The following is a 25140-nucleotide window of genomic DNA, read 5'->3' on the forward strand; positions in this document are numbered from 1 at the left end:
CTTTCTCAAGCTTTCACGCTTCCTCTTCGCGCATCATCGACAAGGCCTGCACCGTCGTGCGCAGCATCTGCGTCGCTTCTTCGAGCGATGGCGCGACGTACTCGTCGATCCGCTTGAGGAACGGGCAGGTGAGCGCCGCGATGGCCTGGCCCGAGGGCCCCAGCACGGGGAAGGTCACGTCGGTCACGCCGAAGATCTGCTGGCTGTCCTTGCGCGAGAACCCGGCCTCGCGAATCTGCTCGCAGGCCGTTTCGAGCGCCGCGTGGTCGATCGTCACCTCGCCCTTCACCTTCGTGTGCTCCGCGAGCATGTGCTCGCGCTGCTCCGGCGTTTGCCACGCGAGAATCGTGCGGCCCGAACTCGTATCCACGAGCCCCACGCGCGAACCGAGCCGCACGGCGATCCCCCACGTGCCGGGGCCGTCCACCTGCGCGATCACGAGCAGGTTGCCGCGGTCGTACATGGCGAGGTGGCACGACTGCTCGGCTTCGGTGGCGAAGCGCTGCATAAGCGGCAGCGCCTGAACGATCAGCCGCTCCGTGGGCGGATGGCGGTGCGCCAGCGCAAAGAGCTTCAGGCTCAGCGCATAGCGGTCGCCGGCCTCGGAGCGCGCCACGTACTGGCGCGCCACCAGCCGCTCCAGCATCCGGTAGATCTCGCTCGCATTGCGCCCGAGCGCCTTGGTGATTTCGGCGCGCGTGAGGCCGCCGCGCTGCTCCGCGAGCAGTTCGAGGATGTCGAGACCTTTGTCGAGCGCGGGCGCGCGATAGCGGTCGCCGTCGTCTTTCTCGTCCCTTTCTTCCCTGTCGTCCGGTTCCGGGTTCTTCTGCTGGGTCACCATCCGGCCCTCTTCATGTTGTCGTCATTCGATTATCCGGGTCTGCGCGGGCTGTGCAGGAGAGTCCCCAGGGAAAGCACGGGGTCTTGCTGCACTGCACATTCCTTGACCTCAATGCATTCGTATATGAATAATACGTTCACTGGTGAATTTGTATGTCGCAGCCAGGCCGGATTCACAACGACAGAAATAGGAGACAGACATGGTGTTCGCATCCGGGCCCGTGAAGGGCCGCCGTTTCATGGAATCCCGCCGGGCCGGCGCGCTCACGCGCGCTGCCGCGAGGGCGTTGCGCATGGCCGCTGCCTGCGGCGCGGCGCTCGCCGTCACCGCCGCCTTCGGCCCCGCCCAGGCCGCCGACACGGGCAAGGTCGGCCTCGACCTGCCGCTTCTCACCTCGCCGTTCTGGCAGTCGTACAACAACTACCTGACCGTGTACGCGAAGCAGATGGGCATCGACATCCTCGCGCCCGTCAACTCGAACAACGACCCGGCGCAGCAGATCACCGACATGAACAACATGGTGAATCTGGGGGCGAAGGGCATCGTGGTCGGGCCGATCGATTCGGCCGCGATCAGCCGCGCGCTCGTCAACGCCGCGCAGAAGGGCGTGCAGGTGGTGGCCGTGGACGTGGCGCCCACCCAGGGCAAGGTCGCGATGGTGGTGCGCGCCGACAATCACGCCTATGGCGCGAAGGCCTGCGAGTACATCGGCCAGCACGTGAAGGCGGGCAAGGTCGTGCAGATCATGGGCGATCTGGCTTCGGTGAACGGGCGCGACCGCTCGGAAGCGTTCCGCGCGTGCCTGAAGCAGTACCCCAATCTCTCGCTGCTCGAAATTCCGGCCGCCTGGAAGGGCGACGTGGCGGCGAGCGCGCTGGACAGCCTGCTCACCGCGAACCCGGACGTGAAGGCGATCTACATGCAGGCGGGCGGCGTGTACCTCTCGCCGACGCTCCAGACCCTGCGCCGCAAGCAGATGCTGTTTCCCGCGGGCGACCCGAAGCACATCGTGATCGTGTCGAATGACGGCATTCCGCAGGAATACGAAGCAATCCGCAAGGGCGAAATCGACGCCACCATTTCGCAGCCGGCCGATCTCTACGCGAAGTACGGCCTCTACTACATTCAGGCCGCGCTCGCGGGCAAGACCTTCAAGCCGGGCAAGACCGATCACGACAGCACGATAGTCCAGCTGCAATCGGGCATGCTCGAAGACCAGTTGCCGGCGCCGCTCGTGACGAAGCAGAACGTGGACGACAAGAGCCTGTGGGGCAACACGGTCAAATGAGCGGCCCTATGAGCGGTCAAGCGGACGATGCAGCGGGCGGCGCGATGAATGCGCAACCGGTTGGCGGGGTGCCTGTTGTCGAAGCGGTGGGCGTGACGAAGCGCTACGGCTCGACACCGGCGCTCGCCGGCGTGAGCCTGCGCGTGATGCCGGGCGAGTCGCACGCGCTGGTGGGCCGCAACGGCGCGGGCAAATCGACGCTCGTTGCCATTCTCACGGGGCTGCGCAAGCCCGACGAGGGCGTGGTGCGCTTTGCCGGCGAGAACGCGCCCGCCCTCGCCGACCGCGATGCGTGGCGCGAGCGCGTGGCCTGCGTCTATCAGCATTCGACGATCATCCGCGAGCTCACGGTTGCCGAGAACCTCTTCATCAACCGTCAGCCTCTGAGGCGCGGCGCGATCGACTGGCGGGCCATGCGGCGCGACGCGCGCGCATTGCTCGACCACTGGCGCATCGACGTGCGCGAGGACGCGCGTGCCGGCGACCTGAGCGTGGAGGCGCGGCAACTCGTGGAGATCGCGCGGGCGCTCTCGTACGGCGCGCGCTTCATCATCCTCGACGAACCCACGGCGCAGCTCGACGGCGAGGAGATCAAGCGGCTCTTTCGCCGCATCGACGAATTGCAGCGCGACGGCGTGACGTTCCTCTTCATCTCGCACCATCTGCAGGAGGTGTACGAGATTTGCCAGGCGGTCACGGTGCTGCGCGATGCGCGCCATATCGTCAGCGCGCCGGTGGCCGCGTTGCCGCGCGAGCGCCTGATCGAGGCGATGACGGGCGAGCGCGGCGGCCTCGATGTGGCCGATGCGGCCAGGCGCGCGCCGCTCGCGGCCGGCGTGCAGGTCGCGCTCGAAGTGAGCGGCATTGCGGGCCGCGACTACCGCGACGTGTCGTTCGCGGTGAAGTGCGGCGAAGTGGTGGGCCTGACCGGCGCGACGAGCAGCGGGCGCACCGGTGTGGGCGAGGCGATTGCGGGGCTCGCCGCGCAGCACGCGGGCGAGATCCGCGTGAAGGGCGCGGCGCTCAAGCCCGGCGACGTGCCCGCGGCGCTCGCGCGCGGCGTGGCCTGCGTGCCGAAGGACCGGCACCACGAGGGGCTCGTGCTTACGCAGTCCATTGCCGAAAACGCTTCGATGACCATTGCGGGGCTGCTGGGCCGCTTCGGCATCGCGCCGCCCGCGAAGAAGCGCGCCGTGGGCCAGCGAGCAATCGAGACGCTCGGCATCGTATCGCAAGGACCGGAGCACATCGTTTCGGGGCTCTCGGGCGGCAATCAGCAGAAGGTCGTGATGGCGCGCGCGCTCGCGAGCGACCCGGACGTGCTCGTGCTGATCGACCCCACCGCGGGCGTGGACGTGAAGTCCAAAGAGGCGCTGCTTTCGGTGGTCGATCGCGTGCGCGACGAAGGGAAGGCGGTGCTGGTGGTATCGAGCGAACTCGACGACCTGCGCACCTGCGACCGCGTGCTCGTGATGTTCCGCGGCGAAATCGTCGCCGAGTTTGCAGCCGGTTGGAAGGACCACGAAATGATTGCATCGATCGAAGGAGTCAGTCTTCATGAAGCCTAGTGTTTCGACGCCCGCATTCGCGGCATCAAGCGGGGAAACGGGGGGTGTCCCCTCTGCCACGAAGCGCGCGAAGCCGCGCATCGAACTGGCGCGGCTGCGCGACTTCGCGTTGCTGCCGGCGCTGCTGCTGCTCGTCGCGATTGGCGGCTTCGTCAGCCCGAGCTTTCTCACGAAGGCCAATCTCATCAGCGTGCTTGGCGCTTCGGCCGCACTGGCGCTCGTCGTGCTCGCCGAATCGCTCATCGTGCTGACCGGCAAGTTCGATCTCTCGCTCGAATCGACCGTCGGCATCGCGCCCGCGGTCGGGGCCATGCTCGTCATGCCGGCCGCCTCGGCGGGCTTCGGGCTCGAATGGCCGGCCTTTGTGGGGCTGATTGCGATTCTCGCGGTGGGCGCGCTGATCGGCTTCATCAACGGTTTTCTCGTCGTGCGGCTGCGCCTGAACGCCTTCATCGTCACGCTCGCCATGCTGATCGTGCTGCGCGGCATGCTGGTGGGCGCAACCAAGGGCGGCACGCTGTTCGACATGCCGCCTTCGTTCTTCGCGCTCGCCACCACCATCGTGCTCGGGCTGCCGCTTTCGGTGTGGCTCGCCGCGGTCGCCTTCGCGGTGGCCGCGTTCATGCTGCGCTATCACCGCGTGGGCCGCGCGCTCTATGCGATCGGCGGCAACCCGGATGCGGCGCGTGCCGCGGGCATTCGCGTCGAGCGCATCACGTGGGGGGTGTTCGTGCTCGGCAGCATCCTGGCAGCGGCGGGCGGCCTCATCGTCACGGGCTATGTGGGCGCCATCAACGCGAACCAGGGCAACGGCATGATCTTCACCGTGTTCGCGGCGGCCGTGATCGGCGGCATCTCGCTGGACGGCGGCAAGGGGACCATGCTCGGGGCGCTCCTCGGCGTGCTGCTGCTCGGCGTGGTACAGAACCTGCTCACGCTCGCCCAGGTGCCTTCGTTCTGGGTCCAGGCGATCTATGGCGCGATCATCCTCGGCTCGCTGATGGTGGCGCGGCTGGCGGGCGGCGAAGCGCAGAACTGAACGGCAACGCGGAGAACGAATATGACGAGCGGCTCACTGCATACCGACGCGCGCCTCATCCTGCTGGCCCCCGAGGACAACTGCCTGATCGCGGCGGCACGGCTCGAAGCGGGCGCCACGGTCGAAATCGAAGGGGAGCGCGTGACGCTTGCGAAGACGATCGACCTGGGCCACAAGGTCGCGCGGCGCGCGCTCGCGCAGGACGAGAAGGTGCTGCGCTACGGCGCGCCCATCGGCCATGTGACCGGGCCCGTGGCGCGCGGCGAGCATCTGCACACGCACAACCTCGAAAGCGATTATCTGCCCACCTATACGCACGATGCGGGCCACGCGTTCGTGTCCCACTGATTCGTGCGTCAAAGAAAAGCGGCACTGCCGCCCGCAGGACACTCCGTCATGACCGACACCGAAGTCACTCCGCATCTCGAAGGCTGGCTGCGCAGCGATGGCCGCAAAGGCATCCGCAACGTGGTTGCGGTGGCCTATCTCGTCGAATGCGCGCATCACGTGGCGCGCGAGATCGTCGCGCAGTTTCGCGCACCGCTCGACGCGTTCGACGGCGATGCGCCGTTCGACCACCCGCACGAGCCGCCCGTGCATCTGATCGGCTTTCCGGGCTGCTATCCCAACAGCTATGCCGAGAAGATGGTGCAGCGGCTCACCACCCACCCGAACGTGGGTGCGGTGCTGTTCGTCTCGCTCGGCTGCGAGAGCATGAACAAGCACTACCTCGCGGAGCAGGTGCGGGCGAGCGGCAGACCCGTAGAAGTCCTGACGATTCAGGAAAAAGGCGGCACGCGCAGCACGATCCAGTACGGCATGGACTGGGTGCGCGAAGCTCGCCAAACGCTTGCTGCGCAGAAAAAAGTGCCCATGCGGATCGACGAACTCGTGGTGGGGACGATCTGCGGCGGCTCGGACGGCACGAGCGGCATTACGGCGAATCCGGCCGTGGGGCGCGCGTTCGACCATCTGATCGAAGCGGGCGCAAGCTGCATTTTCGAGGAAACCGGCGAGCTGGTGGGCTGCGAATACCACATGAAAAACCGGGCCGCGCGGCCCGAACTGGGCGACGCCATCGTGGCGTGCGTGGCGAAGGCCGCGCGCTACTACTCGATACTTGGCCACGGTTCGTTTGCCGTGGGCAACGCCGATGGCGGCCTCACCACGCAGGAAGAAAAGTCGCTCGGCGCCTACGCGAAGAGCGGCGCTTCGCCTATCGTCGGCATCGTGAAGCCCGGCGACGTGCCGCCCACGGGCGGCCTCTATCTGCTCGACGTGGTGCCGGACGGCGAGCCGCGCTTCGGCTTTCCCAACATCAGCGACAACGCCGAAATTGCCGAGCTGATTGCCTGCGGCGCGCACGTGATCCTCTTCACCACGGGGCGCGGGTCGGTGGTGGGCTCGGCGCTTGCACCCGTCATCAAGGTGTGCGCGAATCCGCTCACGTACCGCAATCTGGCCGGCGATATGGACATCGATGCGGGACGCATTCTGGAAGGCCGCGCGACGCTCGACGAAGTGGGCCGCGAAGTGTTCGACACGACGCTTGCCGTGGCGGCGGGCGCACGCTCGAAGTCGGAGGCGCTCGGGCACCAGGAATTCATCCTCACGTACAAGACGTTCGAGCCGGTGGGTCCGGCGTGCCTGCCCGCGGGCGCGCGTGCGCGGGTGGTCGAGATTGCCCCGCATTGACGGGCGCGGCGCGAGGCGTAATCTTTCACTACTGCTTTTTCGGGAGGCATGAGGCATGGCGCAGGAATTGCATCCGCAGGTGGGAACGAGGCGCCGCATCGGACGCAGCGCGCTCGAAGCCAGCGCACTGAGCCTCGGTACGGCGCCGCTGGGCGGTCTCTACCGCGATCTCACCGAGGAAGAGGCGCAGGCCACGGTCGATGCCGCGTGGCAAGCCGGCATCCGCTTCTTCGACACGGCGCCGCACTACGGCCACACCAAGGCCGAGCATCGGCTGGGCGCGGCGCTGCGGCGCTATCCGCGCAGCGAATACGTGCTTTCGACCAAGGTGGGGCGCCGCTTCGTGCCGCGCACGCACGTCGATGACGGCAGCGAAGGCTGGCAGAACCCGTTGCCCTTCGAAGCGATTTACGACTACACGTATGGCGGCATTCTGCGTTCGTTCGAGGACAGCCAGCAGCGCATGGGCATCGTCGATATCGATATCCTGCTCGTGCACGACATTGGCCGCTATACGCATGGCGACCGGCATCCGCATTACTGGCAGCAACTCACCGAAGGCGGCGGCTTCCGGGCGCTCGACGAATTGCGCGCGGCAGGCACGGTGAAGGCCGTGGGCTTCGGCGTGAACGAGCGCGAAGTGATACTCGAAGCGATGAGCGAGTTCGAGATCGACTGTGCGCTGCTCGCGGGCCGCTATACGCTGCTGGAGCAGGCGCCGCTGGACGATCTGCTGCCCGCGTGCCTCGAGCGCGGGGTGAGCATCCTGCTGGGCGGCGCGTTCAATTCGGGCATACTCGCGCGGGGCCTGAGCGGCGAGCGCAAATTCAATTACGGCGATGCGCCGCCCGACGTGATCGATCGCGTCGCGCGGCTCGATGCGATATGTCACAGCTTCGGGGTGCCGCTCGCCGCCGCCGCGCTGCAGTTTCCGTATGCGCATCCTGCCGTGGCCACCGTGCTCAACGGCGCGCGCAGCGCCGCCGAAGTGCGCGAGAACGCCGCGTCGTTCTCGCGGCCCATTCCCGCCGACCTGTGGCTCGCGCTGCGCGACGAAGGACTCGTCGATCCGCGCGCACCGTTGCCGGCGGCCTGACATGACGACACCCGCCGAATCCGCGCAGGTCGATGCCCACCAGCACTACTGGGATCCCTCGCGCGGCGACTATGGATGGCTCACGCCCGCGCTTTCCACACTCTATCGCCCCTTCGGCCCGCACGATCTCGCGCCGCTGCGCACGCGGTGCGGCGTGACGCGCACGGTGGTCGTGCAGGCCGCGCCAACGGTGGAGGAAACGCGCTATCTGCTGGCCCTTGCGCGCGACGACGATTCGATCGCGGGCGTGGTGGGCTGGGTGCCGCTCGACGATCCGTTGGCGGCGGACATGATCGCGGCACTCGCGCGCGAGCCGAAATTCCTCGGTGTGCGGCCCATGCTGCAAGACCTGCCCGACGACGAGTGGATCGCCCGGGCCGATACCGCGCGCGCTGTCGATGCGCTGATCGCCCACGACCTCGCCTTCGATGCGCTGATTTTCACGCGTCATGCACCTGCGCTCGAAACGTTTATCGCGCGGCATCCGGGGTTGCGCGTGGTGATCGACCACGGCGCGAAACCGCCTGTACGGGACGACGCGCGAGACGACACGCATGACAGCACGCACGGCGGCCCGGCGATCTCCCCCGCATGGGCCGAGGCCATCGCGCGGCTCGCACGCTTTCCGCAGGTGTTTTGCAAGCTCTCGGGTCTCGCCACCGAAGCCGCGCCGCGCTGGAACGACGCGACGCTCGAACCGTATGTGGCGCATCTGCTCGCTACGTTCGGCCCGCAGCGGCTCATGTGGGGCAGCGACTGGCCGGTGCTCAACCTCAATGGCGACTACGCGGGCTGGCACGCCTGCGCGACGCGTTTGCTCGAGGGCTTGAGCGCAACGCAGCGCGCGGCGGTGTTCGGTGTGAACGCGGTCGCGTTTTATCGGCTATGAGGCGAGCGCGCGAAATCGGCGTGAAATCGGCACTAAATGAGCACGAACCTTCATCCCTGAAAGCGGCAGCCTGCCTGCGATGCGCGAAACGCACGCAAGGCCTGCGCCGCGAATCCAACTGGAGTGGCAGATGGCACAACGACTGGCCGGCAAGACGGCTCTGATTACCGCGGCGGGGCAGGGCATCGGCCTCGCGACCGCCGAACTGTTCGCGCGCGAAGGCGCGCGCGTGATCGCCACCGATATCCGCCCCGACGCGCTCGCGGCACTGCCGGTGGAGGCGCGCCGCCTCGACGTGCTGGACCCCAAAGCCATCGAAGCGCTCGCGCGCGAACTGGGCGCCATCGACGTGCTCTTCAACTGCGCGGGTTTCGTGCACGCGGGCTCGGTGCTCGAAGCGAGCGAGGCGGACTGGGACTTCGCATTCGACCTGAACGTGAAGGCCATGTACCGCATGATCCGCGCCTTCCTGCCGGCCATGCTCGACGCGGGGCGCGGCTCGATCATCAACATGTCGTCGGCGGCGTCGAGCGTGAAGGGCGTGCCCAACCGCTGCGCCTACAGCGCGTCGAAGGCGGCTGTGATAGGGTTGACGAAGTCGGTCGCCGCCGATTTCGTGACGCGCGGCATTCGCTGCAACGCCATCTGTCCGGGCACGGTGGCTTCGCCCTCGCTCGAACAGCGCATCGCCACGCAGGCGGGCGCGCAGGGCACGACGGTCGATGCGGCGCGCGCGGCGTTCGTCGCGCGTCAGCCGCTCGGGCGCGTCGGCACGCCCGAGGAGATTGCCGCGCTTGCGCTGTATCTCGCCTCGGACGAGTCGTCGTTCACGACCGGCCAGGCACATGTGATCGACGGAGGCTGGGCGCTTTGAGCGCGAGGCGCTCCCCATATCGACCGCCATGATCCAGAGGAAACTGAGACGATGAAACTGCTTCGCTATGGGCCGAAAGGCCATGAGAAACCGGGCCTCCTCGACGCAGAAGGCCGTATCCGTTCGCTGTCGGGCGCAGTGGCCGACATTGCCGGCGACGTGCTCTCCGACGCGGGCCTCGCGCAACTGCGCTCGATCGACCCGGAAACGCTGCCGGTCGTCGAGGGCAATCCGCGCCTCGGCGCGTGCGTGGGCCATATCGGCAAGATGGTGTGCATCGGCCTGAACTACGCCGACCACGCCGCCGAATCCGGCATGCCCGTGCCGCCCGAGCCCGTGGTGTTCAACAAGTGGACGAGCGCGATCGTCGGCCCGAACGACGACATCGAGATTCCGCGCGGCTCGAAGAAGACCGACTGGGAAGTGGAACTGGGCGTGGTGATCGGCAAGCACGCGAAGTACGTGGACGAGGCGCATGCGCTCGACTACGTGGCCGGTTATTGCATCGTCAACGACGTTTCGGAGCGCGAATGGCAGATCGAGCGCGCCGGCCAGTGGGACAAGGGCAAGGGCTTCGACACCTTCGGCCCGACCGGCCCGTGGCTCGTCACGCGCGACGAGGTGCCCGATCCGCAGAACCTGAACCTGTGGCTGGAGGTGGACGGCCACCGCTATCAGAACGGCAACACGCGCACGATGATCTTCCCGGTGGCGAAGCTCGTTTCGTATCTTTCGCAGTGCATGAGCCTGCAACCGGGCGACGTGATCTCCACCGGCACGCCGCCGGGCGTGGGCATGGGCATCAAGCCGACGCCGGTGTTCCTGAAGGCCGGGCAGACGGTGCGGCTGGGCATCCAGGGGCTGGGCGAGCAGGCGCAAAAGACGCGCGCCGCCGAGTGATTTTCCGGAGGCGGCTCCTGGGGCGATTCCAGGGGCGGGCTTTCAAAAGACGTTTCGTTGCTTTGACTGCGGGGCTGCGTGCCCCGTAGTCCCCCGCGTTTCGAGCGGTTCTGGTTTCAAGCGGGCGTCAGTCAATCGGTCGTGAATCGACCATCAATCGGTCGTGAATCGCCCATCAATCGACCATCAATCGGCCGGCTCGGGCTCCCCGCGCCCGGACGCCTCCCCAAGGCGGCTCACCGTACCCTGCGCGAGCGCCACGAGGCGCTCGTCGCCGTCTTCCATCACGAACACGCTGCACTGGCAGGTCGCCTGGTGGCGTCCCGCATGCACGACCCTCGCGCGCGCCATGAGCGTGCCGTTGAGCGCCGGCCTCAGATAATTGATCTTGTATTCGCCGGTCACCACGCGCGGCCCGAGGGCGAGCGCGCCCGCGAAAGTCAGCGCGTTATCGGCCAGGTAGCTGATCACGCCGCCGTGCACGAAGCCGTGCTGCTGCCGCAGTTCGTCGCGAACCGGCAGCCTGAGCGTCAGCTCGCCCGCGCCGACGTGCATCAGTTCCGTGCCGAGCAGCACGCTGAACGGCTGCGCGTGGAGGGCACCGCGCGCGCGATCTACGAGATCAGTCATCGTTGGGTTCCCCGGGGCCAGCCCGCATGGTTTCCTAACCACTCTAGGAAGCGGGTCGCGGCGGCGCAAGGTGAATTGCAGGAAAGCGGGACTAAATTGTTGCGAAAAATGCGCGGAATCCGGCGAGCATTATTTCGAGCCTGCATGCGCGGTGCATTTTGCGCAGTTTTTTCGCGGTTTAAGGCTCAAAAAAACGTTTGCGCGGCCGTAAACGCAGATTGGGCGCGAGCGACCCCATGCTGCGCGCCGCACTTTCCTCAGCCACCCCATCCCAGGTGTTCAAGATGTTCAGCAAGATCAAGGTCGCTTCCGGCCTGTTGTGTGTGCTCGTTGCGTTCTGCGTGCTGCAGCTCGTGACGGAAGGGCTCGGTTTCTGGGCGCTCACGCGCACCCACGACGACGTGGACGACCTCTCCCGCGTGGCGCTGCGCCAGACCAACGCCGCCAACGAAACCACCCAGCATTTGATGGACGCGCGCATCAACCTCTCGCGCGCGGGCACGCGCATGGTGCGCGGCGGCACGGAACCCACCGATATCGTCGATCACGCGCGCGAGCAGCTTGCCGAGGCGGACCGCTCGTTCGCCGCGCTGGTGGACGTGCCGCCCGTGGACGAGGACGACCGCGCGCACGTGGAAGCGCTCGCGCAGCGCTACCAGGTGTTCCGCAAGGCGCTGGGCGAGCTGGCCCAGGATCTGGACGCGAACAACATCCAGGCGTTCCTCGACCAGCCCACGCAGTCCTACCAGGACGCCTACCTCGCCGAACTGCACAGCTTCGCGCAATACAGCGCGGCGGCGAGCCGCGACTCGCTCGATTCGATCGACTCGCGCATGGCGCTCTTTCGCGCCGTCGGCCTGGCGATCCTCGTTGGCCTGATCGCGCTGGTGGCGGGCGTGTACGCCGGGCTGCGGCGCGGCGTGGTCGCGCCGCTCGAAGAAGCGGGCCGCCATTTCGACCGCATCGCGCGCGGGCGTCTGGACGAGCGCGTGATCGCGCGCGGCGACAACGAGATCGGCCGGCTCTTCAGCGGCCTCGCGACCATGCAGGCGAGCCTCGCGCGCACGGTGCACACGGTGCGAGAGACGGCGAGCTCGATTCACGTGGGCGCGAACGAGATCGCGACCGGCAACGCCGATCTGTCCGCCCGCACGGAGTCGCAGGCCGCTTCGCTCGAAGAAACGGCCGCGAGCATGGAGGAACTCACGGGCACCGTGCGCAACACGGCCGACAACGCCCGCGAGGCGAGCACGCTGGCCGACGCGGCGCTCAACGCCACGGCGCGCGGCACCTCGGTCGTGAACGAGGTGGTCGAGCGCATGCAGGGCATTGCGGACAGCTCGGACAAGATCGCCGAGATCATCGGCGTGATCGACGGCATCGCGTTCCAGACCAACATCCTCGCGCTGAACGCGGCGGTGGAGGCGGCGCGCGCGGGCGAGCAGGGACGCGGCTTCGCCGTGGTGGCGGGCGAGGTGCGCGGCCTCGCGCAGCGCAGCGCCCAGTCGGCCAAGGAGATCAAGACGCTCATCAGCGAGTCGGTGGCGCAGATCCGCGGCGGCTCCGAACTGGTGGCGCGGGCGGGCGACGCGATGGAGGAAGTCTCGACTTCGATCTCGCGCGCCACGCAGATGATGGCGGGCATCAGCGCCTCGTCGCTCGAACAGAGTTCGGGCATCGAGCAGGTCAATCAGGCCGTGGCCCAGATGGATCAGATGACGCAGCAGAACGCGGCGCTCGTGGAAGAGGCGGCCGCCGCCGCTTCGTCGCTGCACGAGCAGACGCGACAACTGGCCAATGCCGTCGCGGCCTTCGAGATTTCGCCGGCCGTGCTGGCCGAAGGGCGGGCGCTGGCTTCGGGTTCGGACCTGCGCAGCGAGCCCGGTGCGCGGATGGCGCTGGGCTGATCCCGGCCCCGGGCGCCCGGGCTGCGGGCGCCCTCTTTGCCTTTATTGGCCGCGCGGCAGCGCAGTATAGGCCGTGAGCAGGTGATAAGGCGTGGTGGACGGCATGTCCGCGCGGGCCACGTCGCCCGCGGCGCTGCGGCATTCCACCCAGCCCTGCGGCGTGAGGAAGCGCGCCGCAAACCGCTCGATCTGCCCCGGCAGCGTGGCGCCCACCGCGGCATCGCCGTGCGTCGCGATCGCGCGCAGGTATTCCGTTTGCGCCCAGATGCGCTGGGTTGCGTCGATCACCCGTCCTGCTTCGTCGAGCGCGGCCGCCACGGCGCCCGTCTCCGGGTCCACCCCATGGCGCACGGCGAACGGGAACGCGCGCGCGAGCGCCTCGTCGAGCCCCGAAGCGCCGAGGCGCCCCGCCGCGCACGACACCAGCCAGAACCATTCGAACTGATGCCCCGGCTCCAGCCGGTTGCCGGCCGCGCCGACGGGCAGTTCGGCAATGCAGCCCGTGGGCGCGTGCAGGAAGGTCCGCGAGATCGCTTCGACGAGCTGTGTGATCGCGCTATCGAAGGCGGCGTCGCCGGTGGCCTCGCGGGCGGCGAGCCAGGCTTCGGTGAGGTGCATCAGCGGATTCTGGATGGGCGTGCCCGCGACCTGGGCGAACGAGGCATCCAGCGCCGCGTTGAAGAGCCCGCTACCGGCGGCAAAGCGATCGACGATCAGCGCCGAGGTGCTGCGCGCGAGGTCCAGTGCCGCGCTCACGCCGAAGCGCGCACCATACGCCGAACACGCGAACACCACGAAGGCGTGGGTATAGAGGTCCTTGGTGGTGTCGAGCGGCGCGCCCTGCGGATCGACGCTGAAGAACCAACCGCCGCGCGCGCCGTCCCGAAAGTAGTGCTGCAGCGTTTCGAACAGCGTGTGGGCATGCGCCGCGTCGCCGGCCCGGGAGAAAACGAATAGCTGGCGGGCGCAGGCCATCGCGCGATAGCGCACGGCCGGCAGGGGCGCGGCGCCGCCGGCTTCCATCGCCTCATAGGGCAGGCGCAGGGCGGCGTTGAAGCCCGGGCCGCGCCACAGCGGCAGTACGATGCGGTCGAAGTGGTCGCGCAGTCCTGCGCTGGCGAGTGCTGGCATGATGGAGCGCGCCGCGCCGGGCGGCATGAAAGGTAGGCGAAGACGGCGATTGTACGCCGCGCTGCCAGTCTGGAGGAGGCGCCGCATCGGCGCAGGACGGCGCCGCGAATGGGCGCGGACCGCGCCTGGGCCGGCCTTGGCCGGGACCGGCGCATGCGGGCACGGATATCGACAGGGCGGCTCTGAACGGGCGCAGGCCGTCCATACCAAAAAAGGAGCGTCACCCCCCATGATCACCAATCTCGAACTCATCTCGCGGCTGGTTCTGGCCGCCGCGCTCGGCAGTGTGATCGGCTTCGAGCGCGAACGGCTCTCGTGGGCCGCCGGCCTGCGCACCCACATGCTCGTCTGCGTGGGCTCCACGCTCATCATGATCGTTTCGGCGTTCGGGTTTGCCGACGTGCTCTCGAACGACCACGTCGTACTCGACCCCTCGCGGATGGCCGCGCAGGTCGTCTCGGGCATCGGCTTTCTCGGCGCCGGCTCGATCCTGCTGCGCGGCGAGATCGTGCGCGGCCTCACCACGGCCGCGAGCCTGTGGTCGGTGGCGGCCGTCGGCCTTGCCGTGGGCGGCGGCATGTACACGGCGGCCATTGCGGCGACCATCATCATTCTCATCATTCTCGCGGGCATCAAGCCGCTGGAGCGCCGCTTCATCACCTTCCGGCAGCGCCGGCAGCTTTCGCTGACCGTCGAGCGCGGCGCCCTCACGTTCCATTCGCTGCACGATGCGCTCGGCACGTCGAGCGCGCGCGTGAAGCAGTTCGTCGTCCAGCAGAGCGACGATTCGGCCGAACTCGACGTCGTGATGATCACGCTGAGCCGCGTCTCCACGATGGAGTACGAGGCGATCTGCTCGGCGCTGCGGCAACTGCCGGCCGTGAGGGAGTTTCGCGAGGAAGGCGCGCCGGGCTGAGGCACGCGGGCGCGGCGCCCGAGCGTTGAATTCGGCCCGAAAGTGGCCGGTGTTCGGCCCCGGTGGGTTCGCACCCCCATGCGACAATGCAGACTCGAATCCATCGCACGAAGACGCCGCGCCGCGGCTGGACCCGCCGCGCGCGGCGCAGGACGCCTCGATCCTCATGGCAGGTATAAGCACACATGGCTGATATCGCAGACAACGCAGACCCCACCTTCCCCAGCACTGCGCGTGTAGCGCGCGGTGCACCACCGAAGCGACGGGCTTCCGCCGCTGCCGCCATTCCCACCGATACCGAAAACACGCGTGCGCAGGCGGCGGAGCCGCCGGGCGCGCAACCGGCCGAGCCGACGCGCGACGAGAGCACCTTCGACCTGTTCGGCGACGACCCCGCTTATACGGCCACTCCGCTGGTCCGGGCGCCCGATGCCCGGCGGGCTCGGGAAGCGCTGAGTGCGGTTCCGGCTCAACAGCCGGTGGTGGCGCCTGCCGAGGCTGAGCCGGCTCAGCCGTTAGTGGCAACTGCCGCACCGGACGCCGAGGTCGCGACAGAGGTCCGGCCAGCGCCGACGGCGGTTGCGCCGCGCCGTAGCACGCGGACGAAAGCGGCAACGCTGGCGGCGGCATTGGGAGAACCCGCGCTGCAAGCACCGGAGAGCACGGCGGCGAACGACATCAAGCCAGACGACGGTCCGGGCGCGCCGCCTGCCGCCGCGGCTGAAATCGCCGATACCGGGCCGCAGATCGCGCCTGCGCTGCCTCCCGAACCCGAAAGCGCCCGCACGCATGCGCTGGCCCAGGCCGTGGACGCGCTGCACGGCAGGATCGCGGATCAGGGCCGGGCGGCGGCCGAACTGTCGCGCCGCATGAAGTGGACCCTCGCGGCAGCGGCGGGCGCACTGCTGGTAACGGTGGCGACCGGCATTGTCCAGACGGTCGCGCTGGTGCGACTGGCGTCTGAGACGAGGGCCCAGCAGCAGCACCTCGCGCAGATGATGCAGGACCAGCAGGCGGCGCTTGCCGGCGCACTGGCGCGGCTTGCTGCGCAGCCGGTGGCGGCGCCCCCGCCTGCACCCGCTTTGCAGGCCGCGGCCGTTCGCGCGGCGCCTGCGCATCCTGCCCGGCATGCCGCCGCGCACGCCCACCACGCGCGGCCTGCCAGCCAGGCCCGGGGTCACTGAGCCCGTTTTGTCCCTGTATCAAAACCGGCGATGCGTTGCTTTGATGCAACGCATCATCGACATGTATCCCGATGTGACGGGGTGCCGCAGTTTTTTTGCTGCGCCGCACTAGTCATCGACTAGGGAAAACCCTATAATGCACTTGTCCTAGGGAAAACCCTGATCATCCAACTAACCGGGAGTCGCCATGAGCTTTATCCTTGCACTGATTCAAAAGGCGAACGATCTCTTCGCGTCGCCGTATCTGCCGATGGATGCCGATTACTCGTACAAGGCACGTCATCGCGAAGCGGAACGCGTGCGCCGCTCGCACTACATGCCGTTCGGCCTGCCGCGCGACTAAGCAGCGCGCGTAGCGCGAGGCGGCATGCGCCGCCCGCCGCGCTATCCCGCGCGTCGTGCCTGGTAGTGCCTGATATGCCAGCCAGACAAGGCCGGCTCCCCAACGGGAGCCGGCCTTGTTGCATTGGGATCTGGCCGACAAAGGCCACAAGGGCAGGCCTCGTGCTGCACAAATCGCCCGGCGCAGTAAAAAGCCGTTGTGCATCAGCGCCTTGGGCGGGATGTGCGCAGCTTGTCCACAACTCTCTCAACACAATCTGTGGACAAATCGGGCCCGGCGGCCACCTCGGCAAACCGCCGGCGGCCGTGTCATAGTGCTAGCCCCTTCCCGCAGCTTGCCCCAAGCAAAGTTTCGTCATGCCGAGCACTTATTTCTACGATCCCGCCACCGGCCACGGCCTGCCGCACGATCCGTTCAAGGCGATCGTCGCGCCGCGCCTGATCGGCTGGATCTCCACCCGGGCCGCCGACGGCTGCCTGAATCTCGCGCCCTACAGCTTCTTCGGCGCATTCGCCTCCTTCCCGCCGATCATCGGTTTCTGCAGCGAGGGCCGCAAGGACAGCATCGCCAACATCGAGGCGACCGGCGAGTTCGTCTGGAATCTCGCCTCGAAGCCGCTCGCGCAGCAGATGAACCGCACGTCGGCGCCCGTTGCCGCCGATGTCGATGAATTCGCGCTCGCGGGGCTCACGCCGGCGCCGGGCCGCAACGTGAACGTGCCGCACGTGGGCGAGTCGCCTGCCGCGCTCGAATGCCGCCTGTTGCAGGTGGTGCGGCTTGCCACGCTCGACGGCACGCCGATGGACAACTGGCTCGCGCTCGGCCAGGTGGTGGGCGTGCATATCGACGAGGCGTTCCTCAAGGACGGCCTGTTCGACACGCACGCTGCGCAGCCCGTCATGCGCGCGGGCTACCGTGCCGATTACGCGCAGATCGGCGAGATGTTCCAGATGATCCGGCCGCCGGCCTGAGCCGCGGCGCGGCCGCCTCCGCGAGGTTGCCTGACGAGGTTGCCCAGTGACGTTGCTCGCAAGGTTGCTTCGCCAGGCGCCGCGCGCCGATAATGGCCCGACTTCGCGCGAGGCGCATCGGGAGACGACGCACATGCAATTTCCAGCGGGATCGGTAGTGGCGCTCAGTTCGGCCGCCGCGACGATGTTTTCGATGGGCATGCTCTTTCTCGGCTACTGGGGGCTGCACGAGCCCTCGCCCTGGCGCTTCGGCGAGCGTGTCGTCGTAGTGGTCGCGCTGGCGGGTTTCGCGTGCCTCGCCAGCGTGCCGTTTCTCGCCACGTCGCCCATGACCACCCCCGAAGACGAATCGCGCATGCGCCTCGCGCGCCGCATCTTTCTGTGCGGCGCGTGCGCGGTGTGGTGCGCGATCGTCCTTTCCCTCGTCGTCTGACGCGGCGCGCGCGGTCCGCTGCGGCCCCGCGCGCCATGCAAGCCGACGCCGCTTCCCTAGAGCCGCTTTCCTAGAAGCGCGCGCGCATGCCCACCGTGCTCACGACCTGGTTCGCCGTCGTCGAAGCACCGCCCGCCGTGTTGATGAACGCCACGTAGTTGTGCCCGCTCGCGTGCTGGTACATCGCTTCGGCATAGAGGTCGGTGCGCTTCGAGAGCCGGTACACCGCCTGCACGTCCACCTGCTGCCACTTCGGATCGGCGCCATAGGTCGTGCTTTCGCCGACGTGGCCGTCCGTGTACGTGTACGCGAGGCCGAGAATCCAGGCCGGCGTGAGCTGGTACTTGCCGTTCACTTCGTAGTTGTTGAAGCTCACGTCGCCGCCGTGGGAGCCGAAGGCCGTCGATCCCGCGTATTCGCTGCGCGTGAACACGAAGCCCGCCGTGGCCGGGCCGAACGTGTAGTTCAGGCCGCCGCCGAACGAGCGCAGGCGATCGGCGCCCAGTGCGAAGCCGCCCTTGCCGTTCGCTGTCGATTCCGCGAGATCGACGGCGCCCGGGCTGCTCGCAGTCGCGCCTTGCGTGTTGTTCAGTTGCAGATAGCCGGCGGCCAGGGCGAGCGGGCCGGTGTTGTAGCTCGCACCGAAGCTGTAGGCGCGGTTCGTGCCGAAGTCCGTCTGGTTCGAGAACGCGTACATGGCGCCGAATTTCAGGCCGCTATAGGCGTTGCTCGTGTACTTGAGCGCGTTGTTGATGCGCAGCGAGTGGTTGAGGTTGTCGTTGTCGAACGGATGCGCGAAGCCGGTGTCGCCGAAGGTGCCGGCCGTGGCCGAGAGCGGCGAGACGAAATCGACGAGATCGTCGTACTGGCGGCCGAGCGTGAGTGAGCCGAACTGGTCCTGCGCGAGCCCGACATAGGCCTGGCGGCCGAACATTCGGCTGTCCTGACCGAGCTTGCCGTTCTGCACGTTGAAGCCGTTCTCCAGCACGAAGACCGCATGCAGGCCGCCGCCCAGGTCTTCGCTGCCGCGCATGCCGAAGCGGCTGCCGTTGACCTCGCCGCTCGTGGCCTGCCAGAGCGCGCCGCCCGACTTGCCGCTCGCCACGTTGTTCGTGTACGAGATGCCGGCGTCGATCAGGCCATACAGCGTGACCGAGCTTTGAGCGTGAGCGGCGGGCGCGAAGGCGGCGAGGGATGCGACGGTGGTAAAAGCCGCCATGGCCGTCGTGGCGGACCTTGGGGTGGACGAATTCTTGTTCTTCACGAATGGACTCCTGAGTGATGCCGTAGCGGTTGAAAACAGCGTCAGGAGTGTAAGAATTAAGCGCCGCCGGAAAAGCCGGGCTGACTGGACAAGATCCTTCCTGAATCTGGAAGAAACATTTCATCGTGGTGTCATATTCGACGGTGAGAACGGCCCTTCGAGCGTGCCGTGAACCACTGCGCCGCGGCAGTTATTGCGGAGCGCAGAATAATCGTGGCGCGCAGGCAAGTACCGGCGCGCAGGGCGATTTTTGATACGATGCACGCTTTTCCAGCCCATCCTTTGCCCGCGTGAAGCGTTACGTGTCGTTCGTCCGCGATCAGTTCGCCAAATGGTCCGCTCGCCTGAAGCCCGGCTTCCAGGCCGGCATGGCCCGTCTCCAGCCTCTCTTCGCGGCAGCCCGCGCGAGGCTTGCCCCGCTTGCCGCGAAGGCGCTCCACCATCTGCGGCATCCCACGCGGCGCGGCGTGCTCTATGCCGTCGCGGCCGTGCCGGCGCTCTTCGTGCTCTACGTGCTGGTGCTGATCCCGTTCACGCCGAGCATCGGCGACATCCGCAAGGCGCGCGTGGACGAGCCCGCGCAGATCCTCTCGGCCGACGGCAAGCTGCTCGCCGAGTTCAAGCCCTCGAACCGCGAATGGGTGCCGCTCAACGAAGTGTCGCCGCACATGGTCGATGCGCTCATTTCGACCGAGGACCACCGTTTCTACGAGCATCACGGCATCGACTTCAAGCGCACCGCGGGCGCCGCGCTGCACACCTTTTCGGGCGACCGCCAGGGCGGCTCGACCATCACGCAGCAACTTGCGCGCAATCTCTATCCCGACGAGATCGGCCGCGCGCCCACGCTCACGCGCAAGCTCAAGGAAGCGATCACGGCGCTCAAGATCGAATCTGTCTACAGCAAGCAGCAGATTCTCGAAACCTATCTGAACACGGTGCCGTTCCTGTACAACGCGTATGGCATCGAGATGGCGGCGCGCACCTACTTCGGCGTATCGGCCGATCAGCTCGACGTGCTGCAGAGCGCCACGCTCACGGGCATGCTCAAGGGCAACGCCTACTACAACCCCGTGATCAATCCGGAGCGCGCGCTCGCCCGGCGCAATACCGTGCTCTCGCAGATGGTGAAGTACGGCAAGCTCACACCGGCGCAGTACGCGGTGCTTTCGAAGAAGCCGCTGCGTCTCGACTTCGCGCGCCAGACCGAGCCGCCGGGCCCCGCGCCGCACTTCGCGCAGCAGTTGCGCAAGTGGCTGATCGCGTGGGCGGACCGCAACGACTACAACATCTATTCGGATGGCCTGATCGTTCGCACTACGATCGATTCGCGCCTGCAGGCCATGGCGACCGCCGCGCTCGCGCAGCACGCGAACCAGTTGCAGGCCATCGCGAACGGCGCGTGGAACGGCAAGGGCTGCACGCCGGCCAACGATCTTTTCCGCACCTTCATGCGCGAAACGCCGGACTACAAGAGCGCGCGCGACGCGGGCGCGAGCGACGACGACGCGCTCAAGCAGCTCGCCTCGGACCGCACCTTCATGCGCGCGCTGTGCAAGAACAAGACGGAAGTCCAGGCGGGCTTCCTCGCGATCGACCCGCGCAACGGGCAGATCAAGGCGTGGGTGGGCAGCCGCGATTTCGCGGACGAGCCGTACGACCACGTTCAGCAGGCCCGTCGCCAGCCGGGCTCGACGTTCAAGCCCTTCGTGTACGGCGCGGCCTTTGCCGCCGGCGCGAAACCGACCGACACCTTTATCGACCAGCCCGTGGAAATCCCGCTGGCGGGCGGCGAAATCTGGCGCCCGGACGACGACGTGCCGCCCAGCAACAAGCCGATGACGCTGCGCGACGCGATTGCCTACTCGCGCAACCGCATTACGGCGCAACTGATGGAACAGGTCGGCCCGGACAAGGTGGCGCGTCTTGCGCGTGCGATGGGCGTGCGCGACAGCGAGCTCGACCCGGTGCCTTCGCTCGCGCTCGGCACGAGCCCGGTGACGCTCAAGGAAATGGTCTCGGCGTACAGCACGATCGCCAACGACGGCGAGTACCTGGAGCCGCGCATGGTCACGCGCATCGAGGACAGCAAGGGCGACGTGCTCGCGGCGTTCCCGAGCGCCTCGCCCGAGCGCGCGCTTTCCGAATCCGCCGACCGCACGTTGATCGACGTGATGCGCGACGTGGTGAATCGCGGCACGGGTTCGAGCATCCGCACGCGCTTCGGCATCCGCGCCGACGTGGCCGGCAAGACCGGCACCACGCAGGGCAATACGGACGGCTGGTTCATCCTCATGGACCCGCAACTCGTTGCGGGCGCATGGGTCGGCTTCGACGATGGCCGCGTGACGCTCGACGACTACTGGGGGCAGGGCGCACGCAGTGCGTTGCCGATCGTCGGCGACTTCTTCCAGCGTGCGCTGCGGGCACGCATCGTGGATCCGCGCGCGCGCTTCGATACCGAGGTTACGCCGGGTGCGTTCGAAACCTTCCGCGAGAAGCTGCGTGCGTGGATCGAGACGCTCTTCGGGACGCAGCCGAAGGTCGAGACGCCTGCCGCGCCGGTCCGGCGCGCGCCGGCGCCGCGTGCGGTGCCGAAGCCGGCTTCCGAAGCGGCGGCGTCCGGGGCATCCGCTGCGGCGGCGGGTTCGGGTGTTTCGGCGGCGTCGGCAGCATCGGTACCGCCGGCGGCTTCGCAGCCGCGCGAACTGGGCGTGCCGCCGATCATCGGCCCGGCGAGCGAGCCTGCTGCCACGTCGCCGTTCCCGGCTCAGGAGCCGGCGCTCGCGCCGACGCCGACGCCCGACGACAGCGGCCCCGAGTCGGGCGGCCCGGGCGCACAGTACACGCCGCCGCTGCAGCAGCAAGGGCAATGAGGCGGCGGCGCGCTTTCTGCGGGTAGCAGGGGCGCGCCGTGCTGCGTGGGGTGCGAGGGCTCGCCGCTATCGGAGTGCGAAGGCAGTGCGCAGGCATCCTGTGCATTTGCTCGGCACTGCTCAGCAATGTGGCCGCGTGCGGGGCCATGCGGTGTGCCAAACGTCGGCCCGCCCGGATTTCATAGTTATCCCCACTTTTCGTGGAAAGCCTTGTGGGCAACTTTGGGACAGCGAAGCTAAGTCCTTGACGCGAAAAGCAAGTCGTCCTGATGCATCGGATGCCGCAACGATTAGGCAACGCTTGAGCAGCGGCCGGGCAGGCTTATCCCCAGATTTAGTGGAAAGCCTTGTGGGCAACCTTGGGACAGCGAAGCTAAGTCCTTGACGCAAAAAACAAGTCGTCCTGAAGCATCGCAAGCGGCAGCGAACCGGCACCGCGCGGCCGTTTTATCCCCAGTTTTTGTTCACAGGCCTGTGGGCAACCTTGGGACATCGAAGCTAAGTGTTTGAAGCACAAGGAAAGCCCCACAGACGATGCACATGAGGCATTGCCGGGGCGGCCGGCGTGCTTCAGTTCACTTGCCGCGCCAGGTGCGCAGGAGCAGGGCGTTCGTGACCACGCTCACGCTGGAGAACGCCATGGCGGCGCCCGCGAGCATCGGGTTGAGCAAACCGAAGGCCGCGAGCGGAATCCCGATCAGGTTGTAGAAGAACGCCCAGAACAGGTTCTGCTGGATCTTGCGCCACGTGCGCCGCGAAATGTCGATGGCGGCCGCGACGAGCAGCGGGTCGCCGCGCATGAGCGTGATGCCGGCGGCGTGCATGGCGACGTCGGTGCCGGTGGCCATGGCGATGCCGATGTCGGCGGCGGCGAGCGCGGGGGCGTCGTTGATGCCGTCGCCCGTCATCGCCACGATGCCGCCCGTGCGGATCTTGAGGTCGCGGATCGTCGCGGCCTTGTCGTCGGGGAGCACGTGCGCGTGGACTTCGTCGATGCCGAGCTGCGCCGCGACCGCCGCCGCGCTGCCGGCGTTGTCGCCCGTCACGAGCACGCTGCGCACGCCCATGGCCTTCAGGCGGTCGATGGCGGCGCGCGCGGTGGGCTTGAGCGTGTCGCCGAAGGCGAGCAGCGCGAGCACGGCTTCGGGCGCGGCGCCCTGCGGCGCGGCGGTAAGCCAGGAGAGGGTATTGCCGGCCTGCTCCAGCGCCCTCGCGCGCGCCGCGAGGGCGGGCGGCACGTCGAGCCCGAGTTCGTCGAGCCAGCGGCCGCTGCCGATCGCGTAGCGCCGGCCGTTCACTTCGGCCTCCACGCCGCGCCCAGGCACAGCGCGCGCATGTTCGGCGCGAGGCACGAGTGCGCCGTTGGCCTCGGCTTCGAAGGCTTCGATCACCGCCTTCGCGAGCGGATGGTCGCTGTGCTGCTGCACGGCGGCGGCGAGCGAGAGGGCTTGCGCGCGCGCGATGCCGCCCGCGGCTTCGTCCGTTGTCTCGTCCACCGTTTCGAACGCCGTGAGCGAAGGCTTGCCGAGCGTGAGCGTGCCGGTCTTGTCGAAGGCCACGACGCTCACGCTGTGCGCGGTCTCGAGTGCTTCGGCGTCCTTGATGAGCACCCCCTGGCGCGCGGCGGCGCCCGTGCCCGCCATGATGGCGGCCGGGGTCGCGAGGCCGAGCGCGCAAGGGCAGGCGATCACGAGCACGGCCACGGCGTTGAGGATGGCCGTTTCGGCAGACGCGCCCGAGAGCAGCCAGCCGCCGAGCGTCATGGCCGCGATCACGAGGATGGCGGGCACGAACACGGCGCTCACGCGGTCCACGAGGCGCTGGATCGGCGCCTTCTCGGCCTGCGCGCTTTCGACGAGGCGAATGATGCGCGCGAGCGTGGTCTCCGCGCCGATGGCCGTGGTGCGCACGGCCAGTGCGCCTTCGCCGTTGATCGAGCCGGCCGTCACCGGGTCGCCGGGCGCTTTCGGCACCGGCAGGCTCTCGCCCGTGATGAGCGATTCGTCGATATGGCTGCGGCCTTCCAGCACCACGCCGTCCACCGGCAGGCGCTCGCCCGGCCGCACGGCTACGATGCTCGCCACGCGCACGGCGGAAAGCGGCACCTCGCGCTCGACGCCGTGCTCGCGCAGGCGCGCGCGATCGGGGCGCAAGGCATTGAGGGCGCGGATGGCGTCGGTGGTCTGGCGCTTCGCGCGCGCTTCGAGCCACTTGCCGAAGCGCACGAGCGTAATGACGACCGCCGAGGCTTCGAAGTACAGGTGCGCGGCGTCGCCGGGATGCGCGAGCATCGCGTAGACGCTCACGCCCCAGGCCGCCGAGGTGCCCAGCGCGACGAGCAGGTCCATGTTGCCGGCGCCGGCGCGGACGGCTTTCCAGGCGGCGCGGTAGAAGCGCGCACCGAAGACGAACTGGACCACCGATGCGAGCGCGAGTTGCGCGACGGCGGGCAGCATCCAGGGGATGCCGGCGGCGTGACCGAGCATGGGCAGCACGAGGGGCGCCGCGAGCACCGCCGAGATCAGGACGGCGTGCCATTCGCGGCGCGCGGTGCGGGCGGCGGCAGCCTCCCGGCTCGACGGTCCGGCGGCTGCGGGCGTGCCGCCACCCTCGCCCGACGCGGCGGTATCGAGCGCGTAGCCCGAGGGTTCGTCGCCCGCGAGCGGCGTGGCTTCGTAGCCCGCCTTCGTCACGGCGGCCACGATCTGGTCGGAGAGGTCGCCCGTGAGCGGCGCGCGCAAGTTGACCGTGGCTTGCTCCGTGGCGAGATTGACCGTGGCGCCGGCCACGCCGGGCACGCGCGCGAGGGCTTTCTCGACGCGATTCGCACACGACGCGCAGGTCATCCCGCCGATGGCGAACGACGCGGTTTGCGTGGCCACCGGCACGGCTTCATAGCCGGCCTTTTCGACGGCGCCGACGAGTACCTCGGGCGCAACGCCGCTGCCCGTCTCGACGGTGGCCTTTTCCGTGGCCAGGTTGACGCTGGCGCGCGCCACGCCCGGCACCCGGGCGAGCGCTTTTTCGACGCGCGTCGCGCAGGCGGCGCAGGTCATGCCGTGGATTTCGAATTCGGCGACACGGGTGTCGCTGCGTTCGTCGAGAAGGGGTTCGTTCATGGTGGCCGGCACGCAAAACAGATTCGATGTCAGGCAGTATCTACGTTCCCATGATGGGAAGGTCAAGGTCGATATTCTGGAGCGATGCCTCCAGCCGTCGCGCATCGGCCCGCCCCTGGAACACAGAATTCCGTTCATACCGCTTTTCACGCCATGGCGCGAGCGATACGATACGA

21 protein-coding genes are annotated in these 25140 nt (G+C 68.0%); 16 read left to right on the forward strand and 5 right to left on the reverse strand.

What is annotated here, in order from left to right; translation table 11 throughout:
• Window positions 1-13: 13 nt before the first annotated feature.
• Window positions 14-841, reverse strand: a complete 828-nt coding sequence (locus tag BFE01S_RS20195; protein WP_028227060.1) for an IclR family transcriptional regulator — start codon at window positions 839-841, stop codon at window positions 14-16.
• A 292-nt stretch (window positions 842-1133) separates the two neighbouring features.
• Between BFE01S_RS20195 and BFE01S_RS20200 the strand changes: the two genes are divergently transcribed.
• The 9 genes from BFE01S_RS20200 to BFE01S_RS20240 all read left to right on the forward strand — a co-directional run bounded on the left by BFE01S_RS20200 (window position 1134) and on the right by BFE01S_RS20240 (window position 10190).
• Window positions 1134-2129: a sugar ABC transporter substrate-binding protein gene (locus BFE01S_RS20200; RefSeq protein ID WP_245621155.1), complete on the forward strand. Its 996-nt coding sequence runs from the start codon at window positions 1134-1136 to the stop codon at window positions 2127-2129.
• 44 nt (window positions 2130-2173) lie between these two features.
• A complete protein-coding gene (locus BFE01S_RS20205) occupies window positions 2174-3697 on the forward strand; it encodes a sugar ABC transporter ATP-binding protein (RefSeq protein WP_028227062.1) in 1524 nt (507 codons plus the stop codon).
• Window positions 3687-4736 (forward strand): ABC transporter permease, encoded by a 1050-nt coding sequence (locus tag BFE01S_RS20210; RefSeq protein WP_028227063.1) that lies wholly within the window; start codon window positions 3687-3689, stop codon window positions 4734-4736. Before BFE01S_RS20205 ends, BFE01S_RS20210 begins: the two co-directional genes overlap by 11 nt.
• A gap of 21 nt (window positions 4737-4757) precedes the next feature.
• Complete coding sequence (locus tag BFE01S_RS20215; protein WP_028227064.1) at window positions 4758-5084, forward strand: UxaA family hydrolase; 327 nt, start codon at window positions 4758-4760, stop codon at window positions 5082-5084.
• A 48-nt stretch (window positions 5085-5132) separates the two neighbouring features.
• Entirely contained in the window at window positions 5133-6431 is a 1299-nt protein-coding gene (locus BFE01S_RS20220) for a UxaA family hydrolase (protein ID WP_028227065.1), read from the forward strand.
• Window positions 6432-6486: 55 nt separating this feature from the next.
• On the forward strand, window positions 6487-7527 hold the full coding sequence (locus tag BFE01S_RS20225) for an aldo/keto reductase (protein ID WP_028227066.1): 1041 nt from the start codon (window positions 6487-6489) through the stop codon (window positions 7525-7527).
• Between the two features lies 1 nt (window position 7528).
• Entirely contained in the window at window positions 7529-8416 is an 888-nt protein-coding gene (locus tag BFE01S_RS20230) for an amidohydrolase family protein (protein ID WP_028227067.1), read from the forward strand.
• Window positions 8417-8546: 130 nt separating this feature from the next.
• Window positions 8547-9290 carry an SDR family oxidoreductase gene (locus BFE01S_RS20235; protein ID WP_028227068.1) on the forward strand — a complete coding sequence of 248 codons (744 nt, stop codon included), beginning with the start codon at window positions 8547-8549 and terminating at the stop codon, window positions 9288-9290.
• Window positions 9291-9341: 51 nt separating this feature from the next.
• Window positions 9342-10190 carry an ureidoglycolate lyase gene (locus BFE01S_RS20240; RefSeq protein WP_028227069.1) on the forward strand — a complete coding sequence of 283 codons (849 nt, stop codon included), beginning with the start codon at window positions 9342-9344 and terminating at the stop codon, window positions 10188-10190.
• Between the two features lie 186 nt (window positions 10191-10376).
• On the opposite strand, the gene BFE01S_RS20245 is transcribed toward BFE01S_RS20240, so the two are convergent.
• On the reverse strand, window positions 10377-10820 hold the full coding sequence (locus BFE01S_RS20245) for a PaaI family thioesterase (protein WP_028227070.1): 444 nt from the start codon (window positions 10818-10820) through the stop codon (window positions 10377-10379).
• Window positions 10821-11104: 284 nt separating this feature from the next.
• Here BFE01S_RS20245 and BFE01S_RS39430 point away from each other — a divergent pair, with 284 nt between their 5' ends.
• A complete protein-coding gene (locus BFE01S_RS39430) occupies window positions 11105-12727 on the forward strand; it encodes a methyl-accepting chemotaxis protein (RefSeq protein WP_042338070.1) in 1623 nt (540 codons plus the stop codon).
• A 42-nt stretch (window positions 12728-12769) separates the two neighbouring features.
• On the opposite strand, the gene BFE01S_RS20255 is transcribed toward BFE01S_RS39430, so the two are convergent.
• Window positions 12770-13885, reverse strand: a complete 1116-nt coding sequence (locus tag BFE01S_RS20255; protein ID WP_042338025.1) for an AGE family epimerase/isomerase — start codon at window positions 13883-13885, stop codon at window positions 12770-12772.
• 202 nt (window positions 13886-14087) lie between these two features.
• On the opposite strand from BFE01S_RS20255, the gene BFE01S_RS20260 reads away from it, so the two are divergent.
• The 5 genes from BFE01S_RS20260 (at window position 14088) to BFE01S_RS20285 (ending at window position 17705) form a co-directional block, all read left to right on the forward strand.
• The gene (locus BFE01S_RS20260; protein WP_028227072.1) at window positions 14088-14774 is read left to right on the forward strand and encodes an MgtC/SapB family protein; all 687 of its coding nucleotides are present in this window, start codon (window positions 14088-14090) and stop codon (window positions 14772-14774) included.
• Window positions 14775-14959: 185 nt separating this feature from the next.
• Complete coding sequence (locus tag BFE01S_RS41985) at window positions 14960-15958, forward strand: hypothetical protein (protein ID WP_052420941.1); 999 nt, start codon at window positions 14960-14962, stop codon at window positions 15956-15958.
• A 187-nt stretch (window positions 15959-16145) separates the two neighbouring features.
• Window positions 16146-16301: a hypothetical protein gene (locus tag BFE01S_RS45095; RefSeq protein WP_169742653.1), complete on the forward strand. Its 156-nt coding sequence runs from the start codon at window positions 16146-16148 to the stop codon at window positions 16299-16301.
• Window positions 16302-16657: 356 nt separating this feature from the next.
• On the forward strand, window positions 16658-17272 hold the full coding sequence (locus BFE01S_RS20280; protein WP_028227074.1) for a flavin reductase family protein: 615 nt from the start codon (window positions 16658-16660) through the stop codon (window positions 17270-17272).
• A gap of 133 nt (window positions 17273-17405) precedes the next feature.
• Window positions 17406-17705 carry a hypothetical protein gene (locus BFE01S_RS20285; RefSeq protein WP_028227075.1) on the forward strand — a complete coding sequence of 100 codons (300 nt, stop codon included), beginning with the start codon at window positions 17406-17408 and terminating at the stop codon, window positions 17703-17705.
• 70 nt (window positions 17706-17775) lie between these two features.
• Here BFE01S_RS20285 and BFE01S_RS20290 read toward each other — a convergent pair whose 3' ends face one another.
• Window positions 17776-18924: a porin gene (locus tag BFE01S_RS20290; RefSeq protein WP_028227076.1), complete on the reverse strand. Its 1149-nt coding sequence runs from the start codon at window positions 18922-18924 to the stop codon at window positions 17776-17778.
• A 413-nt stretch (window positions 18925-19337) separates the two neighbouring features.
• Here BFE01S_RS20290 and BFE01S_RS39435 point away from each other — a divergent pair, with 413 nt between their 5' ends.
• A complete protein-coding gene (locus BFE01S_RS39435) occupies window positions 19338-21845 on the forward strand; it encodes a penicillin-binding protein 1A (protein ID WP_084170069.1) in 2508 nt (835 codons plus the stop codon).
• A gap of 575 nt (window positions 21846-22420) precedes the next feature.
• On the opposite strand, the gene BFE01S_RS20305 is transcribed toward BFE01S_RS39435, so the two are convergent.
• Window positions 22421-24964 carry a heavy metal translocating P-type ATPase gene (locus tag BFE01S_RS20305; protein WP_028227078.1) on the reverse strand — a complete coding sequence of 848 codons (2544 nt, stop codon included), beginning with the start codon at window positions 24962-24964 and terminating at the stop codon, window positions 22421-22423.
• Window positions 24965-25140 lie beyond the last annotated feature (176 nt).

It is taken from the genome of Paraburkholderia ferrariae NBRC 106233 (assembly GCF_000685035.1).
Lineage (GTDB): Bacteria > Pseudomonadota > Gammaproteobacteria > Burkholderiales > Burkholderiaceae > Paraburkholderia > Paraburkholderia ferrariae.

Excerpts from the sequence above, each read along its gene's own strand:
- BFE01S_RS39430 (WP_042338070.1), top strand. The coding sequence starts at position 11,105 with ATGTTCAGCAAGATCAAGGTCGCTTCCGGCCTGTTGTGTGTGCTCGTT.
- BFE01S_RS39435 (WP_084170069.1), top strand. The coding sequence starts at position 19,338 with ATGGCCCGTCTCCAGCCTCTCTTCGCGGCAGCCCGCGCGAGGCTTGCC.
- BFE01S_RS20290 (WP_028227076.1), bottom strand. The coding sequence starts at position 18,924 with ATGGCGGCTTTTACCACCGTCGCATCCCTCGCCGCCTTCGCGCCCGCC.
- BFE01S_RS20255 (WP_042338025.1), bottom strand. The coding sequence starts at position 13,885 with ATGCCGCCCGGCGCGGCGCGCTCCATCATGCCAGCACTCGCCAGCGCA.
- BFE01S_RS20280 (WP_028227074.1), top strand. The coding sequence starts at position 16,658 with ATGCCGAGCACTTATTTCTACGATCCCGCCACCGGCCACGGCCTGCCG.
- BFE01S_RS20230 (WP_028227067.1), top strand. The coding sequence starts at position 7,529 with ATGACGACACCCGCCGAATCCGCGCAGGTCGATGCCCACCAGCACTAC.
- BFE01S_RS20245 (WP_028227070.1), bottom strand. The coding sequence starts at position 10,820 with ATGACTGATCTCGTAGATCGCGCGCGCGGTGCCCTCCACGCGCAGCCG.
- BFE01S_RS20225 (WP_028227066.1), top strand. The coding sequence starts at position 6,487 with ATGGCGCAGGAATTGCATCCGCAGGTGGGAACGAGGCGCCGCATCGGA.
- BFE01S_RS45095 (WP_169742653.1), top strand. The coding sequence starts at position 16,146 with ATGAGCTTTATCCTTGCACTGATTCAAAAGGCGAACGATCTCTTCGCG.
- BFE01S_RS20215 (WP_028227064.1), top strand. The coding sequence starts at position 4,758 with ATGACGAGCGGCTCACTGCATACCGACGCGCGCCTCATCCTGCTGGCC.
- BFE01S_RS20210 (WP_028227063.1), top strand. The coding sequence starts at position 3,687 with ATGAAGCCTAGTGTTTCGACGCCCGCATTCGCGGCATCAAGCGGGGAA.
- BFE01S_RS20285 (WP_028227075.1), top strand. The coding sequence starts at position 17,406 with ATGCAATTTCCAGCGGGATCGGTAGTGGCGCTCAGTTCGGCCGCCGCG.
- BFE01S_RS41985 (WP_052420941.1), top strand. The coding sequence starts at position 14,960 with ATGGCTGATATCGCAGACAACGCAGACCCCACCTTCCCCAGCACTGCG.
- BFE01S_RS20260 (WP_028227072.1), top strand. The coding sequence starts at position 14,088 with ATGATCACCAATCTCGAACTCATCTCGCGGCTGGTTCTGGCCGCCGCG.
- BFE01S_RS20195 (WP_028227060.1), bottom strand. The coding sequence starts at position 841 with ATGGTGACCCAGCAGAAGAACCCGGAACCGGACGACAGGGAAGAAAGG.
- BFE01S_RS20220 (WP_028227065.1), top strand. The coding sequence starts at position 5,133 with ATGACCGACACCGAAGTCACTCCGCATCTCGAAGGCTGGCTGCGCAGC.
- BFE01S_RS20305 (WP_028227078.1), bottom strand. The coding sequence starts at position 24,964 with ATGAACGAACCCCTTCTCGACGAACGCAGCGACACCCGTGTCGCCGAA.
- BFE01S_RS20200 (WP_245621155.1), top strand. The coding sequence starts at position 1,134 with ATGGCCGCTGCCTGCGGCGCGGCGCTCGCCGTCACCGCCGCCTTCGGC.
- BFE01S_RS20235 (WP_028227068.1), top strand. The coding sequence starts at position 8,547 with ATGGCACAACGACTGGCCGGCAAGACGGCTCTGATTACCGCGGCGGGG.
- BFE01S_RS20240 (WP_028227069.1), top strand. The coding sequence starts at position 9,342 with ATGAAACTGCTTCGCTATGGGCCGAAAGGCCATGAGAAACCGGGCCTC.
- BFE01S_RS20205 (WP_028227062.1), top strand. The coding sequence starts at position 2,174 with ATGAATGCGCAACCGGTTGGCGGGGTGCCTGTTGTCGAAGCGGTGGGC.